This window comes from Roseomonas sp. KE0001 (assembly GCF_016107285.1).
GTDB lineage: Bacteria > Pseudomonadota > Alphaproteobacteria > Acetobacterales > Acetobacteraceae > Pseudoroseomonas.
Genome location: NZ_RCVQ01000001.1, coordinates 545,228 through 564,828, shown reverse-complemented (window position 1 = coordinate 564,828; position 19,601 = coordinate 545,228). Strand labels below are relative to the sequence as shown.

At 71.5% G+C, this 19,601-nt stretch carries 19 protein-coding genes and 1 tRNA gene; 3 read left to right on the top strand and 17 right to left on the bottom strand.

The window, feature by feature from the left end:
* Positions 1-20: 20 nt before the first annotated feature.
* The 7 genes from D9598_RS02620 to D9598_RS02590 form a co-directional block, all read right to left on the bottom strand.
* Positions 21-734 (bottom strand): ABC transporter ATP-binding protein, encoded by a 714-nt coding sequence (locus tag D9598_RS02620; protein WP_198364827.1) that lies wholly within the window; start codon positions 732-734, stop codon positions 21-23.
* 3 nt (positions 735-737) lie between these two features.
* Positions 738-1,499 carry an ABC transporter ATP-binding protein gene (locus D9598_RS02615; protein WP_198364826.1) on the bottom strand — a complete coding sequence of 254 codons (762 nt, stop codon included), beginning with the start codon at positions 1,497-1,499 and terminating at the stop codon, positions 738-740.
* A 4-nt stretch (positions 1,500-1,503) separates the two neighbouring features.
* Positions 1,504-2,532 carry a branched-chain amino acid ABC transporter permease gene (locus tag D9598_RS02610; protein WP_198364825.1) on the bottom strand — a complete coding sequence of 343 codons (1,029 nt, stop codon included), beginning with the start codon at positions 2,530-2,532 and terminating at the stop codon, positions 1,504-1,506.
* Position 2,533: 1 nt separating this feature from the next.
* A complete protein-coding gene (locus tag D9598_RS02605) occupies positions 2,534-3,436 on the bottom strand; it encodes a branched-chain amino acid ABC transporter permease (RefSeq protein ID WP_198364824.1) in 903 nt (300 codons plus the stop codon).
* 24 nt (positions 3,437-3,460) lie between these two features.
* Positions 3,461-4,720 (bottom strand): ABC transporter substrate-binding protein, encoded by a 1,260-nt coding sequence (locus tag D9598_RS02600; protein WP_198364823.1) that lies wholly within the window; start codon positions 4,718-4,720, stop codon positions 3,461-3,463.
* A 113-nt stretch (positions 4,721-4,833) separates the two neighbouring features.
* Positions 4,834-5,778: an alpha/beta hydrolase gene (locus D9598_RS02595; RefSeq protein WP_198364822.1), complete on the bottom strand. Its 945-nt coding sequence runs from the start codon at positions 5,776-5,778 to the stop codon at positions 4,834-4,836.
* Between the two features lie 74 nt (positions 5,779-5,852).
* Positions 5,853-7,499, bottom strand: a complete 1,647-nt coding sequence (locus tag D9598_RS02590) for an NAD(P)/FAD-dependent oxidoreductase (protein WP_198364821.1) — start codon at positions 7,497-7,499, stop codon at positions 5,853-5,855.
* A gap of 170 nt (positions 7,500-7,669) precedes the next feature.
* On the opposite strand from D9598_RS02590, the gene D9598_RS02585 reads away from it, so the two are divergent.
* Entirely contained in the window at positions 7,670-8,566 is an 897-nt protein-coding gene (locus D9598_RS02585; protein ID WP_198364820.1) for a LysR family transcriptional regulator, read from the top strand.
* 5 nt (positions 8,567-8,571) lie between these two features.
* On the opposite strand, the gene D9598_RS02580 is transcribed toward D9598_RS02585, so the two are convergent.
* The 5 genes from D9598_RS02580 to D9598_RS02560 all read right to left on the bottom strand — a co-directional run bounded on the left by D9598_RS02580 (position 8,572) and on the right by D9598_RS02560 (position 13,412).
* Positions 8,572-9,675 carry a toxic anion resistance protein gene (locus tag D9598_RS02580; RefSeq protein WP_198364819.1) on the bottom strand — a complete coding sequence of 368 codons (1,104 nt, stop codon included), beginning with the start codon at positions 9,673-9,675 and terminating at the stop codon, positions 8,572-8,574.
* The gene (locus tag D9598_RS02575; RefSeq protein ID WP_198364818.1) at positions 9,672-10,397 is read right to left on the bottom strand and encodes a hypothetical protein; all 726 of its coding nucleotides are present in this window, start codon (positions 10,395-10,397) and stop codon (positions 9,672-9,674) included. The genes D9598_RS02580 and D9598_RS02575 overlap by 4 nt, the downstream gene beginning before the upstream one ends.
* Positions 10,394-10,582, bottom strand: a complete 189-nt coding sequence (locus D9598_RS02570) for a hypothetical protein (protein ID WP_198364817.1) — start codon at positions 10,580-10,582, stop codon at positions 10,394-10,396. The genes D9598_RS02575 and D9598_RS02570 overlap by 4 nt, the downstream gene beginning before the upstream one ends.
* A 45-nt stretch (positions 10,583-10,627) precedes the next feature.
* The gene (locus D9598_RS02565; RefSeq protein WP_198364816.1) at positions 10,628-12,625 is read right to left on the bottom strand and encodes a PhoX family phosphatase; all 1,998 of its coding nucleotides are present in this window, start codon (positions 12,623-12,625) and stop codon (positions 10,628-10,630) included.
* An 82-nt stretch (positions 12,626-12,707) separates the two neighbouring features.
* A complete protein-coding gene (locus D9598_RS02560) occupies positions 12,708-13,412 on the bottom strand; it encodes a GntR family transcriptional regulator (protein WP_232476809.1) in 705 nt (234 codons plus the stop codon).
* An 89-nt stretch (positions 13,413-13,501) separates the two neighbouring features.
* Here D9598_RS02560 and D9598_RS02555 point away from each other — a divergent pair, with 89 nt between their 5' ends.
* Both D9598_RS02555 and D9598_RS02550 read left to right on the top strand, forming a co-directional pair.
* Complete coding sequence (locus D9598_RS02555) at positions 13,502-14,680, top strand: benzoate/H(+) symporter BenE family transporter (protein ID WP_198364814.1); 1,179 nt, start codon at positions 13,502-13,504, stop codon at positions 14,678-14,680.
* A gap of 215 nt (positions 14,681-14,895) precedes the next feature.
* Entirely contained in the window at positions 14,896-15,579 is a 684-nt protein-coding gene (locus tag D9598_RS02550; RefSeq protein WP_198364813.1) for a hypothetical protein, read from the top strand.
* A gap of 10 nt (positions 15,580-15,589) precedes the next feature.
* On the opposite strand, the gene D9598_RS02545 is transcribed toward D9598_RS02550, so the two are convergent.
* From D9598_RS02545 to D9598_RS02525, 5 genes are all read right to left on the bottom strand, one after another.
* Positions 15,590-16,354, bottom strand: coding sequence for an SDR family oxidoreductase (locus D9598_RS02545; RefSeq protein ID WP_198364812.1), 765 nt, complete (start codon positions 16,352-16,354; stop codon positions 15,590-15,592).
* Positions 16,355-16,379: 25 nt separating this feature from the next.
* Positions 16,380-16,455, bottom strand: a tRNA-His gene (locus D9598_RS02540).
* Between the two features lie 94 nt (positions 16,456-16,549).
* A complete protein-coding gene (locus D9598_RS02535) occupies positions 16,550-16,723 on the bottom strand; it encodes a DUF1328 domain-containing protein (RefSeq protein WP_198364811.1) in 174 nt (57 codons plus the stop codon).
* 214 nt (positions 16,724-16,937) lie between these two features.
* Entirely contained in the window at positions 16,938-18,542 is a 1,605-nt protein-coding gene (locus D9598_RS02530; protein ID WP_198364810.1) for a cisplatin damage response ATP-dependent DNA ligase, read from the bottom strand.
* Entirely contained in the window at positions 18,539-19,597 is a 1,059-nt protein-coding gene (locus D9598_RS02525; RefSeq protein ID WP_198364809.1) for a ligase-associated DNA damage response exonuclease, read from the bottom strand. The genes D9598_RS02530 and D9598_RS02525 overlap by 4 nt, the downstream gene beginning before the upstream one ends.
* Positions 19,598-19,601: the final 4 nt, after the last annotated feature.

Here is a 19,601-nt window from a genome sequence, read left to right as displayed (position 1 = left end):
TGCATGTCCATGGGCCCGCCCTAGACCGCCAGATAGCGCTGCCTGACGGCATCATCGCCGCGCAGCGCCTCGATCGTGTCGCTGTAGACCACCTGCCCCTTGTCGATCACCGCCGCATGGGTGGCGACGCCGAGGCAGAAATGCATGTTCTGCTCCGCGATCAGGATGGTGACGCCCATCTCGCGAAGCTGCCGGATGAGGGCTCCGATGGCCTGGACGATCAGCGGCGCGAGCCCCTCGCTCGGCTCGTCGAGCAGCAGGATGTCGGGATTGCCCATCAGGGTGCGGGCGATGGTGAGCATCTGCTGCTCGCCCCCCGAGAGGCGCCCCGCCATGCGCCGGCGCATCCCGGCCAGGATGGGAAAGACCTCGTAGATCCGCTCGGTGGTCCAGTGCCGGTCGCCGCGCGGGCCGGCCTTGGCGCCGACGATCAGATTGTCCTCGACCGTGTGCTCCGGGAAAACCTGGCGGTCCTCCGGCACATAGCCGACGCCGGCTCGCGCCACGAGGTAGGGCGCCTTGCCGGCCAGGCTGGTGCCGGAGAGCATCACCTGCCCGCGGCGCGGCGGCGCGATCCCGGCGATGGCCTTGAAGGTGGTGCTCTTGCCCGCCCCGTTGCGGCCGAGCAGCGCCATGGTCTGGCCACGGCCGACGGACAGGTCGATGCCGAACAGGATCTGGCTGGCGCCGTAGAAGACGTCCGTGCCGCGCACCTCGAGGATGGGGGAAGCCATGTCTCAGCCCTCCGCCACGGCGAGATGATGATCGGTGCCGAGATAGGCGTCGATCACATCCTGGTTCCGCCGGATCTCGGCCGGCGTGCCCTGCGCCAGGACGGCGCCGTACTTCAGCACATGCACCGCCTCGGCGAACTTGAAGACGATGTCCATGTCGTGCTCGATGAAGATGACCGTCAGGCTCTGCGCGCGCCAGAGATGATGCACCTTCTCGATCATCCGCCACCGCTCATCGGGACCCATGCCGGCCGTCGGCTCGTCAAGCAGGAGCACCTTGGGCCGCATCGCCAGGGCAAGACCGATATCGAGCAGCTTCTGGTCGCCGTGCGACAGGGTCCGCGACAGCAGCTCCGCCTTCGGCGCGAGCCCCAGGAGGTCGAGGATCTCGTCGACCCGCGCGCGGCTTTGCGCCAGAGGAAAGCGGGAGAGCAGCGACCAGGAGCGGCGCTGATGCGCCGTGACCGCTGCGGTGAGCGCTTCCCGCACCGTCAGGCTCGGGAAGAGCGCGGCGACCTGAAAGGCCCGCGCCATGCCGCGGCGGACGACGTCGAGGCTGGAGAGACCCACCATGTCCTCGCCGTCGAAGACGACACGGCCGGCATCCGGCCGCAACTGGCCGGAGATGAGATTGAAGAAGGTCGTCTTGCCGGCGCCGTTCGGTCCGATGATGGCGGTGAGCGAGCCGGCCGGGAAGTTCAGCGAGACGTCACGCGTGGCCTGTACGCCGCCGAAGGACTTGCAGAGATGTTCGACCTGCAGCATCGGCTCACCCCACCATCTTGCGCGCGGCGGGGGGCGTCGGCGGTGCGGTTTCGGCCCCCTCCTCCCGGCCCAGCGGCGCGGCGGCCCGCCTCCGCTCCGAGATCCAGTCGGCGACGTAATCCGCCACGCCGCGCCGCAGGCCGAGCACGATGGCGAGAATCAGGATGCCCAGCACCAGCCCGTGGTGATGGGTGTAGATGGTGACGTAATGGTTCAGAAGCTGCAGCAGGAAGGCGCCGATGACCGGGCCGAGGAAGACCTGCGTGCCGCCCAGCATGATCATGAAGATGGCCTCACCGGAGGTGGTCCAGAAGCCGAACTCGGGAAAGGCGCCGGAGACGAACAGCGCCATGATGATGCCGGCCATGCTGGCCATGGTGCCCGCCAGCACGAAGACGCCGAGCTTCATCCGCACCACGTTCACGCCCAGGAAACTGGCGCGCGTCGGATTATCCCGGATCATGCGCAGCGTGTAGCCGAAGGGCGATTGCCAGACCTGGCGCATCAGCAGCAGGCAGAGCACGAAGACCACCGCGCAGAAGATGTAGAGCGTGCCCGGCTGGCCGAGGTCGATGCCGAGGAAGGGCGGCCGTGGAATGCCGCCGCGCAGCCCCTGGTCGCCTCCCGTGAGATCGACCCAGGTCAGGATGATGCTGTGGATGAACATCTGGAACGCCAGGGTGATGAAGGAGAAGTAGATCTCCTTCAGGCGCACGCAGATGGCACCGATGACCAGGGCGAGCAGCGCCGTGCCCGCCAGCGCCGCCAGCATGGCAAGCGGGATCGAGACCGATCCCGACTGCATCAGCAGGCCGAAGATATAGGCGCCGGTGGCGAAATAGGCGGCGTGGCCGAAGGAGACCAGCCCGGTCAACCCGACCAGGAGGTTCAGCGACATCGCCAGAAGGCCATAGGCGATGACATAGATCAGGAAATCCCGCAGCGAGGGATGCGGAAAGACCGCCGGCAGGACCAGCAGGAGCGCCAGTCCCAGCAGGCCGAGCGTGAGGTCGCGTATCAGGCCCTGCCGCATTCTAGCTGACCTTCGCGCCCAGCAGGCCCGAGGGCCGCAGGATCAGGACCAGACCCATCAGCGCGAACATCAGCCCGTCGACGAAGAGGGGAAAGCCGATGGCTCCGAAGGCGCGCGTTAGCCCGATCAGGATGGCCGCGATCAGCGCGCCGGGAATCGATCCCATGCCGCCGATCACGGTGACGATGAAGCTCTCGATCAGCACCGAGAGGCCCATGCCCGGCGTCAGGGTGCGCACCGGCGCGGCCAGGGCGCCGGCCAGGCCCGCCAGCAGGCAGCCCAGGCCGAAGACGCCGGCATAGAGCAGCCGCGTGTTGATGCCGAGCGCGCCGACCATCTGCGGATTGATGGCGAGGGCGCGGATGATCTTGCCCAGCCGGGTGCGGTTGATGCCGAGCCAGAGCGCGGCGCCGACGCCCAGCGCCATGGCCAGCATGAAGATGTAGTAGCCGGGGATGAAGCCGCCAGCGAGTTCCACCGGCGCCGTGGCGAAGCTCTCCGGCATGCCCATCAGCTTGTAGTCCGCGCCGAAGATGATCTTCACTAGGTCGTCGCAGATCAGGATGGCGGCATAGCAGACCAAGAGCTGCATCAGCAGGTCCTGGCCATAGACACGGCTCATGAAGAACCGTTCGAAGACGATGCCGGCGAGCCCCGCGCCGGAGGCTCCGGCCAGGAGCGCCAGGAGGAAGCTTCCGGTCTGCTCATAGGTGACGAAGGCGAAGTAGGCGCCCAGCATGTAGAACACGCCATGGGCGAAGTTGACCACGCCGAGAACACCGAAGATGAGGGACAGTCCCGAAGCGACGAGGAAGAGCAGCATGCCCACGATCAGCCCGGTGGAGACCTGGGTGACGGCGCAGGCGGCTGTGGTCATGCAGCCCGCCAGGACATCGAGGTTCATGGATGGATCTCCTGTTGCGGTGCCTCAGGCGTAGCCCTTCTGCCGCTTCCACTGGGTCTCCATCTCCAGGATCCTGGACCAGGGGGTCGTCGCGAAGTCCTCCACGAACGGCGCCTTGGGAACCGTGCGCCCCCAGGCCGTCGGATAGCCGATCAGCGTGTGGTCGGAATCGCGCAGGGTCAGCACCTCCTCGACGGCGAGTGGCGACTGGATCGCCATCCCCTTCAGCTCGGCCGCCAGGGCCGCGCCCTCGGTCCTGCCGCCGGTGCGCTTCAGCGCCTCGGCGATGAACTGGCAGGCGACGTAGTTCTGCCAGGCCCAGTTGGTCGGCTCATGCTTCGCCACGCCCGTGAAGCCGTCGGCGAAGGCCGTGTTGCTGGGCTTCTCCGGATAGTTGCGGTTGTAGCGATAGGCGGTGTGCAGGCCGGGCGGCAGCTGCTTGATGGCGGTCAGCACCGGCGGGTCGCCCAGGGAGGAGGAGAACAGCGCGATGTTGGCGAAGAGGCGGTAGAGGTTGCTCTGCTCAATGAAGCTGACCAGGTCGCCGCCCCAGAGCGCCGAGTACATCGCCTGCGGCCGCACCTGCAGCGCCTTCGTGATGTTCTCCGTGTAGTCCGGCGCGAAGAGGCGCGGCCAGACCTGGTCCACCACCTCGATGGACGGGTCGTACATGCGCGCGAACTCCAGGAACTCGGCGGTGTTGTCGCGGCCATAGGCATAGTCGGGCGAGCAGGTCATCCATCGCTTCAGCCCGCGCTGCTTCGAGATGGCGGAGGCATAGACGCCGCCCGCCACGGCGTCGTGGATTCCCTGCCGGGCGCAGCGGAAGGCGGTGGCGATCCGCAGCTTGGGATCGGCCGTCAGCGAGGAGGTCTCGGAGTTCGTGTGGATGCAGAGCACCGGCAGCTCGCGCACCACCTCATGCACCGCGAAGGCGCCGGAGGAGGCCTCGCCGTCGATGATGATCTCGCAGCCGTCATTGTTGATGAGGTCGCGCGTCACCTTGGCGGCCTCGTCCGGGCGGCCCTTGGAATCCCGCTCCACCAGTTGCAGCGTGCGTCCGCCCAGGCCGCCCGCTTCGTTGATGCGGGCGAAGGCATACTGCACCGCGTAGCGGCTGGACGTGCCGAGGATGGCCACGCGGCCCGACAGGATCGTCGGCATGCCGACACGGATCACCTTGGCCTGGGCGCCGGCGATGCGCGGCGAGGCCAGCACGGCCGCACCGGTCGCCGCGCCGGCGAGCAGGGCGCGCCGCCCCACCTGCTTTGCACTCTTGAACATTCCCGTTCTCCCTGTTGCCGGCGGGCTTCGCGCCCATCTCGGTCGTTTCTTCGTTGATTTTCCGTCATGGTGGCTGTCGCCGTTCCATGGCGTCAACATGTTCGGCGCCGCTCTCACCAGGCGCGTTTCAGGATCCCCGCCGCGAAGGAGATGACCTCGCCCACCGGCGCGATGACACGATCCATGCTGAGCACGGCGTGCATCTGGTCGGCGAGATGCAGGGCGGTGACACGCACCTCCTCCCGCTCCAGCCGCGCCGCATAGAGCTGCCCTTCCGAGCAGAGCGGATCGTGGCCGCAGGTGAGCACGAGGGCCGGGGCGGCGCCGCGCAGGCTCGCCGCCCGCGCGGGCGAGGCGCGCCAGTCGGTGCGGTCCAGCGGCGGCGGCAGGTAGTGGTCGATGAACCAGCGCATCGTCGCCGCCGTGAGCGGAAGCCCGTCGCGGAAGCGCTCGTAGCTCTCGCCGGTCATGGCGAGGTCGACGGCGGGGTAGAGCAGCATCTGGAAGGCGACCGCCGGCGCATCGCCATCGCGCGCCATCAGGGCCAGCACGGCGGCCAGATTGCCCCCCGCGCTGTCGCCACCGACGGCGATGCGCGTGCGGTCGATGCCGAGGGCCCCGGCCTCCGCCGCCAGCCAGCGCAGCGCCGCCAGACCATCCTCCAGCGCCGCCGGATAGGGATGCTCCGGCGCCAGCCGGTAATCCACCGCCAGCACACAGGCGCCGAGGTGGTGCGCGAGCTGGCGGCAGAGCGAATCATGCGTCTCCAGCCCGCCCAGCACCCATCCGCCGCCATGGAGAAACAGCAGGCAGGGCGAGAGCCCGCTCTCCGGCGCCGCGCCACCCCGGTACAGCCGCAGCGGCACGGGCGGCCCCTCCCCGCTCCGCGCCACCAGATCCCTCACCTCCGGCAGCCATGGGCCCGGCGATTGCAGGACGCGCGCGCGTTGCAGATGGGCGGCGCGCGCTTCCGCCGGCGTCTGCGTCTCGAAAGGCCTGCTGCCGGCCTCCCGCGCCGCCCGGAGCACGGCGAGGACATCCGGATGAAGGGCTGGCATGGGGTTCCTCCTCCCATGGACGGCCGGGGGCGGTCGCCGCCGCCTCCCGGCCAAGGTCTCGTGCCGCCGGCGGCTCAGCGCGCCAGCACGAAGCCCTCATAGTCATTGGCCGCCACCTCGGCGCAGCGGCGCGCGTAGTTCGCCATGCCGCCCGCGTAGGGCATGAAGACGCGCGGCTTGCCCGGCACGTTGGCGCCGAGATACCAGGAGCTGTTGGCCAGGGGCAGCAGCGTGGCGTTGGCGGCCTCGTTCACATGCGCCACCCAGCGTTCCGCCGCCTCCGGCCGCGCCTCGATGCGCTGCAGCCCCTGCCGGCGCATGTGCCCGATGCAGGCGGTGATCCAGTCGACATGCTGCTCGATCGCGACGGGCATGTTGGTCAGCACCGAAGGGCTGCCGGGCCCGGTGATGGTGAACATGTTGGGGAAGCCCGCGACCTGCAGGCCGAGATAGGTGCGCGGCCCGGCCGACCAGGCCTCGCGCAGCGACAGCCCGTCCCGCCCGCGGATGTCGATGGCCAGCAGCGGCCCCGTCATCGCGTCGAACCCCGTGGCGAAGACGATGATATCGAGCGGATACTCCGCCTCGCTGGTGCGGATGCCGGTGGGCGTGATCGATTCGATCGGCGTCGCCTTGATATCCACCAGCGTGACGTTGTCGCGGTTGAAGGTCTCGAAGTACTCGGTGTCGATCGGCGGCCGCTTGGTGGCGAAGGGATGGTCCTTCGGCGTCAGCATCTCCGCCACGCGCGGATCGCGGACGATGGTGCGGATCTTGGCGCGGATGAAGTCGGAGGCCGTGTCGTTGGCCGCCTTGTTGGTCAGGAGATCGCGGAAGGCGGCCCGGAAGCGCAGCCCGCCCCTCTCCCACGCCGCCTCGTAGCGCGCCAGCCGCGCCGGCTCGTCCAGATCGAGCGGGGAATCCTCGGCGATGTCGAAGGGATGGCCGTTCGTGGAGCCGCGGGCCTTCTCCCGGATGGCGGCGTAGTTGGCCTTGATCTCGCGCAGCTCCTCCGGGCCCACCGGGCCGTTGCGGGCGGGGATGCTGTAATTCGCGGTGCGCTGGAACACGGTGAGATGCGCCGCCTGCGCCGCGATCACCGGCGCCGCCTGGATGCCGGTCGAGCCGGTGCCGATCAGGCCGACCCGCTTGCCGGTGAAGTCGACGCCCTCCTGCGGCCAACGGCCGGTGTGGTACCACTGGCCGGAGAACCGCTCGAGGCCCGCGATGTTCGGGATATTGGCCGAGGAGAGGCATCCCACGGCGGTGATCAGGAAGCGGGCGGAGAGGCTCTCGCCGGCCTCCGTCCGCAGCCGCCAGAGATTCGCCGCCGCATCATACTCGGCGCTGGCGACACGGGTGTTGAACTGGATGTCGCGCTTCAGGTCGAACTTGTCGGCGACGAAGTTGAGGTAGCGGCGGATCTCGCCATGCTCCGGATAGCGCTCGCTCCAGCTCCATTCCTGCTGCACCTCGTCCGAGAAGGAATAGGAGTAGTAGTAGCTTTCGGAATCGCAGCGGGCACCGGGATAGCGGTTCCAGTACCAGGTGCCGCCGACGCCATCGCCCGCCTCCAGCACCCGGGCCTTCAGCCCCAGCTTGTCCCGCAGCGTCAGCAGCTGGTACAGCCCGGCGAAGCCGGCGCCGATGATCACCGCATCATAGGTCGCCGCCGCCGATGGCGCGGCGGGCCGGCTCTGTCCTGGCGCGAGAGATGCCATGGGGACGCTGCTCCCTGATCTTGTCGTTGCATCGTTGGACGTTCTTGGCCCGGACCACCGTCACGGGACGGCGGCCGGCTGGCATGGCCATGACCCTAGGGGGCTTGCGCCCCGGGGCACAATTTCCAAGACTTCCAAACTGGTGTGAATATCCATCACAGGTGAATGCCATGGATCGTGTCGCCGAGATGGTCGCCTTCGTCCGCTCGGTGGAGGATGGTGGCTTCTCCGCCGCCGGCCGCAGCCTCTCCCTCAGCCCCTCGGCCATCAGCAAGATGATGACGCGGCTGGAGAACCGGCTGGGTGTCGTGCTGTTCAACCGCTCGCTGCGCAGCCTGACCCTGACCGCCGAGGGCGAGGCCTTCTACCCCGCCGCCCGGCGCGCCCTCGAGGCGGTGGAGGAGGCGGAGGCGATCGCCTTCACGGGGGTGTTGCCCGGCGAGGTGCTGCGCATTCGCTCCATGCCGACCTTCGCCATCCACCGGCTGGCGCCGCTGGTCCCCGCCTTCCGGCGGCTGCATCCCAACCTGCGGCTGGAATTCGTCCTCGGCAACGAGGCCGGCAACCTGCTGGAAGGCGGTGTCGATGTGGCGCTCTACATCGGCGAGCTGCCCGATTCCTCCCTGGTGGCGCGCCGCATCGTCAACATGCGCTGGGTCATCTGCGCCGCGCCGCGCTACCTCGCCGAGCATGGCGCGCCCGCCGCGCCGGAGGAGCTGGCGCGGCACGAATGCCTCAACTTCAACAAGCGCATGCCCTGGAGCACCTGGGCCTTCCGCGATAGCGAGGACTCGCTGCAGCGCATCCGCGCCAGCGGCAGCGTGACCGCCAATCAGGGACAGATGCTGCTGGCGCTGGCCCTGGCGGGTGTCGGCATCGCCCGGCTGGCGGAGTTCCAGGTCGCCACCGAGCTGGCCGAGGGCCGCCTCGTCCGCCTCTTCCCGGCGGAGGAGGCGCGCATGGAGGAGAGCATCTATGCTGTGCATCACAGCAAGCGGCATGTCAGCCACCGCGTCCGCGTCTTCCTGGACTTCCTGACGGCCGCCTTCTCCGGCGAGGCCGCGTGAGGCGCCTACCGCCGGGCCGGGGCGCCGGGGGGCGCGCCCCCGCCCGGCCGCGACGCGCTGAGGGCGCGGCGGATCTCCGCCTCGGCCTTCGCCAGCTCCCGCGTCGCCTGCTGCCTTGCCTGGCGGCCTTCCTCGGCGATGCGCAGGCTGTCCTCCAGCGTCGCCACCAGGCTGGCATTGGCGCGCTGCACCGCATCGATGTCGAAGACGCCGCGCTCCAGCTCGACCCGCGCCTCGGCATTGCCCTGGCGCAGCGTCTCGGCATTGGCGGTGAGCAGCTGGTTGGTCAGGTCGGTGGCGGCGCGGACCGCGGAGCCGGCCTCGCGCATGTTCTGGATGGCCAGGGCCTGGGCCAGCTGGGTGCGCCAGAGCGGCACGGTATTGGCCAGCACCGAATGGATCTTGGCCGCCAGCGCCTTGTCGTTCTCCTGGATCAGCCGCATCCCCGGCAGGGACTGCATCGCCACCTGCCGCGTCAGGCGCAGGTCGTGCACGCGGCGGTCCAGCTCGTCCCGCGCGGCACGCAGGTCGCGCAGCTTCTGCGGCGCCACCGGATCGGCGGGATCGGCGGCGGCGCGCTCGGCGGCGGGGATGGCCTCGGCGTCGGTGCGCGCCAGCACGGCCTCGCCGGCGGCGATGTGCTCGGCCAGGGCGTGGAACCAGTCGAGCGTCGCGTCGTAGAGCCGCTCCAGCCGCTCGACATCCTCGAGCAGCCGCGTGCGGTGCTGGTCCAGGCGGTCGCCCACCGCCTCGATCTGGCCGCGCACCCCCTCGTAGCGCTGCACGATGGCGAGCGCCTGGGTCTGCCCCCGGCCCGCCAGCCGGGCGAGGCGGCCCATCAGCCCCGGCTTCTCGGACAGCTGCGTCACGTCGAAGCCGCGCAGGGTGGAGAGCAGGCCGGACAACGCCTCGCCTGCCTCGCCCGTCGCCTGATTGCGCGCCGCGCCGAGCATGGCATCGGCCGCGGCGGTGGCGCGGTTCTGCGCCTCGGTGCCGAAGCGCAGGATGGTGGCGGGATCGGCAAGGTCGATCGCGGCGGCCAGGCTATCGACGCGCTCGGCGGGGATGGCGCGGCTCTCGCTCACTTCGGGGGGGCGCGTCGTGCTCATGCGTAACCTTCCTCGCGCAGGCGCTCGGCCAGCACCTTGACCTGAATCTCGAGCGCCTCGTTCTCGGCATGGACCAGCTTCTCGCGCATCGCGCCGCTGCCCCGCGCCATCTCGTCGATCAGGGCGGGAAGGCTCTCCGGCGGCGTGGCGCCGGCCCGCAGGCGGGTGGCGATCCGCTCCAGCCCGTCCAGCTGCAGGTTGAGGAAGCGGCGCGCCTCGGGCAGGGCGCCGGGGCGCCGGTCCAGCTCGGCCAGCAGGCCGCCCAGGGCCAGCGTCGCCGGCCGCAGGCGTGGATCGGACGCTTGCAGACCCGTCAGCCGCGCGCGAGGAACCGCCAGCGGATCGGGCGCGGGCGGCGCCGGAGGCAGGACGGGCTCGGGCGGCGGCGCATCGGCATAGAGCAGCTGCGCGCCGAAGCCCGCCATCAGGCCGAGGACCACCGCTCCGAGCCCCGGCACCAGCGCCGCCAGATGCGCGGCGAGGCCGGTGGCGAGGCCGGTCAGCACGGCGGCGCGGCGGATGCGGCCGCGCCGCAGGTCGCGCAGCGCGAGCCCGGCCAGGCCGAGGCCGAGAAGCGTGCCGACCAGGCGCCTCTCATCGCCGCCCAGCAGGTTGAACAGCAGGGCCGGCGCCAGCGGCATGGCGAGCACCACCAGCACCGTGCCGCGCAGCCGCCGCAACTGCCGCGTCAGCCGGGCCAGCGGGTCGGTCCGGGCGTTCACGTGAAAAGTCCGATGACCGAGCGGATGAAGGCCAGCACGGCGACCATCCAGAGCGAGCAGATCAGCAGGCCGAGGCCGCCAAGGCGGCGCAGGGTCTCGCGGCCGCTCGGCAGCAGGGCGTCGAGGCCGGGGGGCGTGACCGGGCCGGCCGGGGCCGGGCGCGACGGGGTGGCGGGGCGGTTCATGACCATGAGATTGCCCCGCCACCCCCCCGGATCAAGCCGCCCGGCTCAGCTCCCGATCACGCCGCCGCCCTTGCGGGTGATGGCGATGATCGCCGGGCGCGGCGGCATGCCGGGCTGGAAGTCCGGCCAGCGGGTCGAGGGTTCCTCGAAGCTCGCGCCCTTGTCGTCGCCCGGATGCTGGATCGCCAGGAACATCGTGGTGTCGTCCGGCGTCAGGCAGGGCCCGCAGACCTCGGCCCCGGTCGGCGCCTGGTAGAAGAGCCGGGTCAGCGCCCGCCCCTCGCCCGTCGTGTCGGCGGCGTAGAGGCCATCCGCGACCCCGTGGGTCGAAGGCGCGCCGTCGGTCGCGATCCAGATGCGGCCCTTGCTGTCGAAGGTGCAGTTGTCGGGGCAGGAGAGCCAGCCCTCGGGGCTGGTGCCCTGATGGTACTGCGCCCCGGCATCGACGCCCGGCCTGCCGCCGATCAGGAAGATCTCCCAGCGGCCCTCCGGCGCGGCGTGGTCGGCCTGTCCCGCATCGGCGCCGGGCGGGATCATCTCGATGACATGTCCGCTGGCATTGGCGGCGCGCGGATTGGCGGGGTCCACCTGCTCCGGCTTGCGGCGGGTGTTGTTGGTCAGCATGACATAGACGCGGCCGTCCGCCGGATTGGCCTGGACATCCTCCGGCCGGTCCATCGGCGTCGCCTTCAGCAGGTCGGCGGCGCGGCGCGTGTCGATCAGCACCTCGGCCTGGCTGTCGAAGCCGTTGGCGGCGGTCAGCGGGCCCTGGCCGTGCACCAGCGGCAGCCATTCCATGCGGCCATCCTCATGGAAGCGCGCGACATGGAGCGTGCCCTCGTCGAGCAGGTCGCGATTGGCCGCCGGGTCCCGCGGGTTCCAGGCGCGGGCGGTGACGAACTTGTAGACATAGTCGAAGCGCTCATCATCGCCCATGTAGAAGACGACGCGGCCATCCGGCGCGATGGCATGCGTGCAGCCCTCATGCTTGAAGCGGCCGAGCGCGGTGCGCTTCACCGGAACCGACTGCGGATCGTAGGGATCGTATTCCACCACCCAGCCGAAGCGGTTCGGCTCGTTCGGCTCCTTGTCGAGATCGAAGCGATCGACATGGCGGCTCCAGCCATAGCTGCCCTCGCCGACGATGCCGTAGCGCTTGTACATCGCCGCCTGCGCGCCGGTCGTGGCCGCCGCGCCGCCGAAATACTGGTTGAAGTTCTCCTCGCAGGTGATGACCGTGCCCCAGGGCGTGTTGCCGCCGGCGCAGTTGTTCAGCGTGCCGAGGACAAGGCGGCCCTCCGCGTCGGCCGAGGTGCGCAGCCGCGCATGGCCGGCGGCGGGACCGCTGACGCGCATCGGCGTCTCGCCGGTGATGCGGCGGTTCAGCCGGCTGTCGCGCACCGGCGCCCAGCGGCCGTCCTGCCGGCGGATCTCGACGATGCTCATGCCGTGCGCGGCCAGCTCGATCATCGTCTGCTCGCGCGACAGCCGCCGGCGCGCGCCCTCGCCGAGGCTGACCGCCTTGCCGTCCTTCTCCTCGCGCAGCCCGGCGAACATCAGCTGCGGATCGGTGTACTCGTGATTGACCGCGAGCAGGCCGTGTTCGGCGCCGCGGCTGCCACGCGGCAGCGGGAAGAAGTCGACATAGTCGTTGTTGTAGCCGAACTGCGCGGCCTGCGCGGCGGCGGTCTGGCGCAGCGGATCGAAGGCCGGCGCGTCGGGCAGGACGGCGTCCCCCCAGCGGATCACGGTCTGGATTTCATAGCCTTCCGGCACCGCGTCGCGCTCGTCCATCCGGTGCGCGATCTCGCGGAAGCCGAGGCTGGACGGCAAGGCCGCGCCGCCGGGGGCGGGCTGGGCCGCCGCCGGGACCGCCGCGGCGAGCAGCTGGTCGGAGAGCGTCGCCGCGGCGCCGGCCCCGAGCAGTCCGCGCAGCGCCGCGCGGCGCGAGAGGCGGCGCTCGATCAGCGCGCCGATCGGCTCGCGCGGCGCCGGGTTGCTGCCGATATCCTCGATCTCGATCGGCTTGTGGTCGTCAGGCATGTCTCTAATTTCCTGGCAGGAACGGCGCAGGGGTGCCGCGGCGCGGAAGGACACCAGACTCCGCGTCAGAGCGATGACAGCCTCATGAAGCTTCGGTGACGCCGCCGCGCGTGGCGAAGAAGCGCGCGATGGTCCCCGCCGCGGTATCGAGATGCCGCTCCAGCACGGCGATGGCCGTGCCGGTGTCCCGCGCGCGGGCGGCCTCCAGCATGGCGCGGTGATCCTCCTGCGCCATATGCGCGCGGCCCTGGCTGGCGAGATGGAAGCGCAGGTAGCGATCGAAGGCGATGAGCTGCTGCTCGGCCAGCGCCAGCAGGCGCGGATGGCCGGCGGCGGCGTAGAGGGTCATGTGGAAGCGCCGGTTGAGCAGGCCCATCCGCCCCGCCTCCTGCTCCGCGTCCATCTCGTCGATCAGCGCCGCCGCGTCGCGCAGGGCGTGGTCCGAGAGGCGCGGGATGGAGAGGCGCAGCGCCGCCGGCTCCAGGGCGCGGCGGATGGCGTAGGTATCGGCGGCGTCGGCGGCGGAGATCTCGGTGACCACGGCGCCGCGATGCGGGAGCACGTCGATCAGCGCCTGCGACTCGAGCTGCCGCAGAGCCTCCCGCACCGGCATGCGGCTGAGGCCGAAGCGCGCCGCCAGTTCCTCCTGCCGCAGCGGCGTCCCTCCGGGCAGGCGGCCGTCCAGGATTGCCGCCTTCAGCGTGGCCTCGACGAATTCGGTCGCGGTGCGCCAGCGGAAGGCGAGGCTGGGGCGGAGGGCGTCGAGCGGCGATGGCGGCTTCGGCAATGGAGGATCCAACATCCGGTCGTTGATTGGATCCAATATTACGTTAGTCTGCCATCCGACTTCCAGCGATGAGTCGGGAACAGCGAGCGATGACGCAGCAGCACGAGCGGGGCAACGCGATTCAGCCGGTGGTGGCGGGCGCCCTCGCCTCGGTGGTCGGCTTCGCCAGCTCCTTCACCGTCGTGCTGGCCGGCCTCGCCGCCGTCGGCGCCAGCCCGGCCGAGGCCACCTCCGGCCTGCTCGCCCTCTGCCTGGCGCAGGGCGTGCTGGCCATCCTGCTGAGCCTGCGCCACCGCATGCCGGTGGTGATCGCCTGGTCGACGCCGGGCGCCGCGCTGCTGGTGGCGACCGGCGCGCCGGAGGGCGGCTTTCCCGCGGCGGTGGGAGCCTTCATGCTGACCGGCCTGCTGATCCTGGCGGCCGGGCTGTGGCGCCCCTTCGGCCGCCGGGTGGCGTCGATCCCCCCCAGCCTCGCGAATGCCATGCTGGCCGGGGTTCTGCTCGAACTCTGCCTGGCGCCGATGCGGGCCGTCGGTGCCATGCCGGCCCTCGCCCTGCCGATCGTCCTGGCCTGGGCCCTCGCCTGGCGCTTCGCGCGCCTCTATGCCGTGCCGGTCGCGGTGCTCGTCACCGTCGGGATGATTCTGCTGGCCACCCCCCTGCCCGAGGGCACGCTGGCGCAGGGCCTGCCGGCGCTGCTGCCGGTGACGCCGCACTTCACCGCCGGGGCCGCCATCGGCATCGCCCTGCCGCTGTTCCTGGTCACCATGGCCTCGCAGAACGTTCCCGGCCTGGCCGTGCTGCACGCCAATGGCTACAACCCGGCGCCCGGCCCGATCTTCACCGTCACCGGGTTGGTCAGCGCCCTGATCGCGCCCTTCGGCGCGCAGTCCGTCAATCTCGCCGCCATCACCGCCGCGCTCTGCGCCGGCCGGGACGCGCATCCCGACCCGGCCCGGCGCTGGATCGCCGCCGTGGTGGGCGGCCTCTGCTACATCCTTCTGGGGCTCGGGGCGGGCTTCGCGGTCGCCTTCATCGCCGCCTCGCCGCCGCTGCTGATCCAGGCGGTGGCGGGACTGGCGCTGCTCGGCAGCCTCGCCGGGGCGCTGACCTCGGCGCTCGCCAACGAGCGAGAGCGGCTGCCGGCGGCGCTCACCTTCGCCACCACGGCCTCGGGCCTCAGCATCTTCGGCATCGGCGCGGCCTTCTGGGGGCTGATCGGCGGCGGCGCGCTGCTGCTGCTGGACCGGGCCTGGCGCCGGGCCTAACACGGGACGGGCCGCCAGCCGGGGCGGCTGTAACACCCCGTCATCCGATGTGACCCCGGAGACGGCCCGTGGGCTCGAAAAGATCGCAGCGGCCCTTGCCCGCCGCGGTGGCTGCTCTATCTGGAGCCCCTAAAACGCCACGCCGCCCGCCTCGACGGGCCCTTTGCCCCTCCGCCCGGTGCCCCGGCGCCGCGCAGGACAGGGAGATCTTGCCGATGACCATGCCCACACTGACCTGCCCCTCCCCCGCCGACCAGGCCAACCTGCCGGCGAACCGCCGGCCGGAGCGCGTCATCCCCGCCCTGCTGGCCGCGCGCCCGGCGGCGGCCGCCGCCCTGGAGGACGAGACGCCGTTCCTCTGCCTCTGCCGCGCCATGCTGCGCGCGGCGCCGGCGGGGGCGGCCCATGCGGCGCGGGCCGGGGCCGCGCTCGCCCGCGAGGGATGGACCAGCCCGGCGCGGCTGGCCGGCAGCGACGAGGCGGCGCGCGAGGCGGTGCTGCGCGCCGCCGGCTATGCCCGCTGCGCCGGCCTCGCCGCCCGCCGGCTGGGCGGCATGGCACGGCTGTTGATGGAGGAGCATGGCGGGGATCTCGACGCGCTGCGCCGGCAGGCGGCCGAGGACCCGGCGGCGTTGCGCCGCCTGCTGAAGCGCATTCCGGGTGTCGGCGATGTCGCGGCCGATATCTTCTTCCGCGAGATCCAGCTCCTCTGGCCCGAGCTTTATCCCTTCGCCGACCGGCTGGCGCTGCGCGCGGCGCGGCGCCTCCGCCTGGGCGACAGCGCGGCGGCGATCGCCGGCCTCTGCCCGCGGCCGGACTTCCCGCGCCTGGTCGCCGCGCTGGTCGAGACCGAGATGCGCGACGACTACCTGGCCCTGACCCGGCGCCTCTCGGCCTGACGCGGCGCCGTCACACCACGGGGCTGCGGCCGCCATCCACGTTGATGGCGGTGCCGGTGATGTAGCCGCCGGCCTCGCTGGCCAGGAACAGGGCGGTGGCGGCGAATTCCTCCGGCCGGCCGATGCGCCCCAGGGGCACCGGCCGGCCGGCCTCGGCCTTCCATTCCTCGAAGCTGAGGCCGTGCGGATCGGCGGCATGCCGCCGCACCCACTGGTCGCTCTCGATGATGCCGACCAGCAGCGCGTTCACCAGAATGCCCAGCGGAGCGCCCTCATTCGCCAGAACCTTGGTCAGCGCCATGCCGGCGGCGCGGGAGACGGCGGTGGGCGCGCCCTCGGCCGGGGGCGCCTTGGCGCCGATATTCAGCACATTCAGGACGCGGCCCCAGCGTCGCTCCGCCATGCCCGCCCAGGCCAGGCGCGTCAGGCGGATGGCGGCGAAGAGCTTGAGGTCGAGATCCTGTTGCCAGACCGCGTCGGTGACCTGCGGGAACGCGCCGCGCTGGCTGGTCCCGGCATTGTTGACCAGGATGTCGACACGGCCGAGCACCGCGCTGGCCTCGCCGAAGGCGGCCTCGCACCCCTCGGCCGTGGCGATATCGGCGCGGATCGGAACCGCGCCGGTGGCCGCGGCGGCGGTGTGGAGATCCGCCTCGCCACGCGCGACGATGGCGACCCTGGCGCCGGCCTCGGCGAAGGTGCGCGCCATCGCGAGGCCGAGGCCCTTCGACCCGCCGGTGATCAGCGCGGTGCGATTCTCGAGGGAAAGCTGCATGGGGGACCCTTCCGGGCTGGGAAAGTGGGGCGACCTACGGGACTCGAACCCGTGACATCCACGACCACAACGTGGCGCTCTACCAACTGAGCTAAGGCCGCCATACCACCGTCCCCGGCAACCGCGAAGGGCGCCGAGGTGGGCGGAAATAAGCCGCGTGCGGGCCGGCGTCAACCGGCCTCGCGCAGGGCCCGTTCAGAAGATGAGCTCGCCCGCCAGCAGGGCCAGCAGCAGGGCGATGACGAAGAGCGCCAGGAAGATGCCGAAGAGCAGCTTGGCGATGCGGCCGGCCACGGCGGAGACGCCGGTGAAGCCGACCGCCCCGGCGACGATCGAGATGACGAGGAAGATCACCGCCCATTTCAGCATGTCGCCCTCCCGAGACATCGCCGGCCCCCGCCGGCCACGGGGCTGCAACGCCCAGGGTCAGAAACGCCCAGGGTCAGAAACGCCCAGGGTCAGAAACGCCCAGGGTCAGAAACGCCCAGGGTCAGAAACGCCCAGGGTCAGAAACGCCCAGGGTCAGAAACGCCCAGGGTCAGAAACGCCCAGGGTCAAGCCTGGTTGCCGCTCGCGCCACCGTTCAGCCGGAGGCCGATTCGATCATCGCCATCAGCGTCTCCAGCGCGTCGGCCTCGGCGGCGGGCTTGTCGGGCCGCAGCCGGGCAATGCGGGGGAAGCGCATGGCGACGCCCGACTTGTGCCGCGCCGAGCGCTGCGCGGCGTCGAACACCACCTCCAGCACGAGATGCTTCTCCACCTCCCGCACCGGACCGAAGCGGGAGGTGGTATGGTTGCGGATCCAGCGGTCGAGCCAGACCAGCTCCTGGTCGGTATAGCCGGAATAGGCCTTGCCCACCGGCACCAGTTCCCGCCCCCCCTGCCCGTCCGGCCGCCAGAGGCCGAAGGTGTAGTCGCTGTAGGTGCTGCTGCGCCGGCCATGGCCGCGCTGGGCATACATCAGCACGGCATCGACCGAGAGGGGCGCGCGCTTCCACTTCCACCACAGCCCCTTGGGCCGCCCGGCGAGATAGGGGGCGTCGCCGCGCTTCAGCATCAGCCCCTCGATGCCGGCGGCGCGGGCGCCCTCGCGCAGCGCGGTGAGCTGCTCGAGGGAGACGAAGGCGATCTGCGGCGAGAGGTCCATGCGGTCCGGCCGGGCGCGGGCGAACCAGGCCTCGAGCCGGTCGCGCCGCGTGTCGTAGGGCATGGGCCGCAGGTCCTCGCCGCCTTCGAAGAGGATGTCGTAGAGGCGCAGGCCGGTCGGGAAGTCGCGCAGCATCTTCGGCCCCACCACCTTGCGGTTCAGCCGCTGCTGCAGGTCGGCGAAGGGCGCCGCCTGGCCGTCCCGCATCACCAGCAGCTCGCCATCCAGGACGGCGTCGAAGTCCATGGCCTCCAGGATCTCCGGGAAGCTGCCGCCGATATCCTCGCCGGTGCGCGACCAGAGGCGCCGCCCGCCAGGACCGGCGGAGGCCTGAACCCGCACGCCGTCCCATTTCCATTCCGCGCGGAAGGCGGTGTGGTCCAGCGCGGCGATGTCCGGCGCCTCCAGCGGATGCGCCAGCATGGGCGAGCGGAACACCGGCATGTCCTTCGGGTCGGGCCGCGGGCCGCGTCTCTCCAGCCAGGCGAAGAGCGGCAGGTAGGGCGGCGGCACGCCGTGCCAGACCTCCTCGATCTCCTCGACCGGTCGGCCGGACCACTCGGCCAGGGCCTGCCGCGCCAGCCGGCCGGAGACGCCGACCCGCAGGCCGCCGGTGACCAGCTTGATCAGCGCCAGCCGGCCACCGGGGTCCAGCACATCCAGCCAGCCCTCCAGCAGCGCCGGCACCTCGCCCCGGGGCGCCAGCTCCAGCGTCTCCACCACATCGGCCAGGTCGGGCGGCGGCCGGTTCGGCGGCGGTGAGGGCGCGGGCCAGATCAGCGCCACCGTCTCCGCCAGGTCGCCCACATAGTCGTGGCTCCAGGCCAGCAGCACCGGGTCGATGCGCGTCGCCACCAGTTCGCGCACCAGCGAGGGCTTGGCGGCGGTGAAGGTCAGCTCGCCGGCGATGGCGGCGAGGCCGATGCCGCGATCGGGGTCCGGCTGGGTGGCGAACCAGCGCCGCAGCAGGGCCAGCTTGGCGTTGCGCCCGGGGGTGAAGACCAGCCGCTCCAGAAGGTCGGCGAAGGCGGGCAGGCTCATGCCGCCGGTTCCGCCGCCAGGTCGAGCGGGTCGGCCTCGTCCTCCTCCCGTCCGACGAGGTGCAGGGCGCGGCCCCGCACGCCACGGCCCGCCAGCGCGTGGATCAACGCCTCCTCCCGCCCGTGCGTGACCCAGACCTCCGGCGCCGCGACCTCGGCGCAGGTGGCCAGGAGGTCGTCCCAGTCGGCGTGGTCGCTGATGACCAGGGGAAGCTCCACCCCGCGCGCCCGCGCCCGCTGCCGCACGCGCATCCAGCCGGAGGCCAGCGCCGTCACCGGATCGGCCAGGCGCCGGGCCCAGGGGCTGGCCTCGGCCGAGGGCGGCGCCAGAACCAGCTCGCCGGGCAGCACGGTCTCGCCCCGCCGCGCCGGCCGCGGCACCGGGCGAAGTTCGCCGAGCCCGAGGCCGAAGCGCTCGTAGAGCGCGCACATGGCGGCCTGGGCGCCGTGCAGATGAATCGGCCGGTCCCAGCCGGCACGGCGCAGCTCCGCGATCAGCCGCTGGCACTTGCCGAGCGCGTAGCAGCCGACGAGGTGCGTCCGCTCCGGGAAGAGCCGCAGGCTGTCGAGCAGGCGGCCGATCTCATGCGCGATGGGCGGGTGGCGGAAGACCGGCAGGGCGAAGGTCGCCTCCGTGACGAAGACGTCGCAGGGCACAGGCTCGAAGGGCGCGCAGGTGGGGTCGGGCTGCCGCTTGTAGTCCCCGGAGACGACGATCCGGCTGCCCTCCCATTCCAGCACCGCCTGCGCCGAGCCGAGCACATGCCCGGCCGGCACCAGGGTGACGCGCACGCCCCCCTGCGTCAGCGGCTGGTGGTAGCCGAGCGGCTGCTGGCTGTGCCCGGCCCGGCCCTCGCCCAGCCGCGCGGTCATGATGGCCAGCGTCTCGGGCGTGGCCAGGACGGCATCGTGCCCCGGCCGGGCGTGGTCCGAATGGCCATGGCTGATGACGGCGCGCGGCACCGGCGCGACGGGATCGATGAAGAAATCCCCCGGCTCGCAGTAGAGGCCCTGGGGCGTGATGCGGATCCAGCGGTCCGGGTGCGGCGCGGCCATGCGG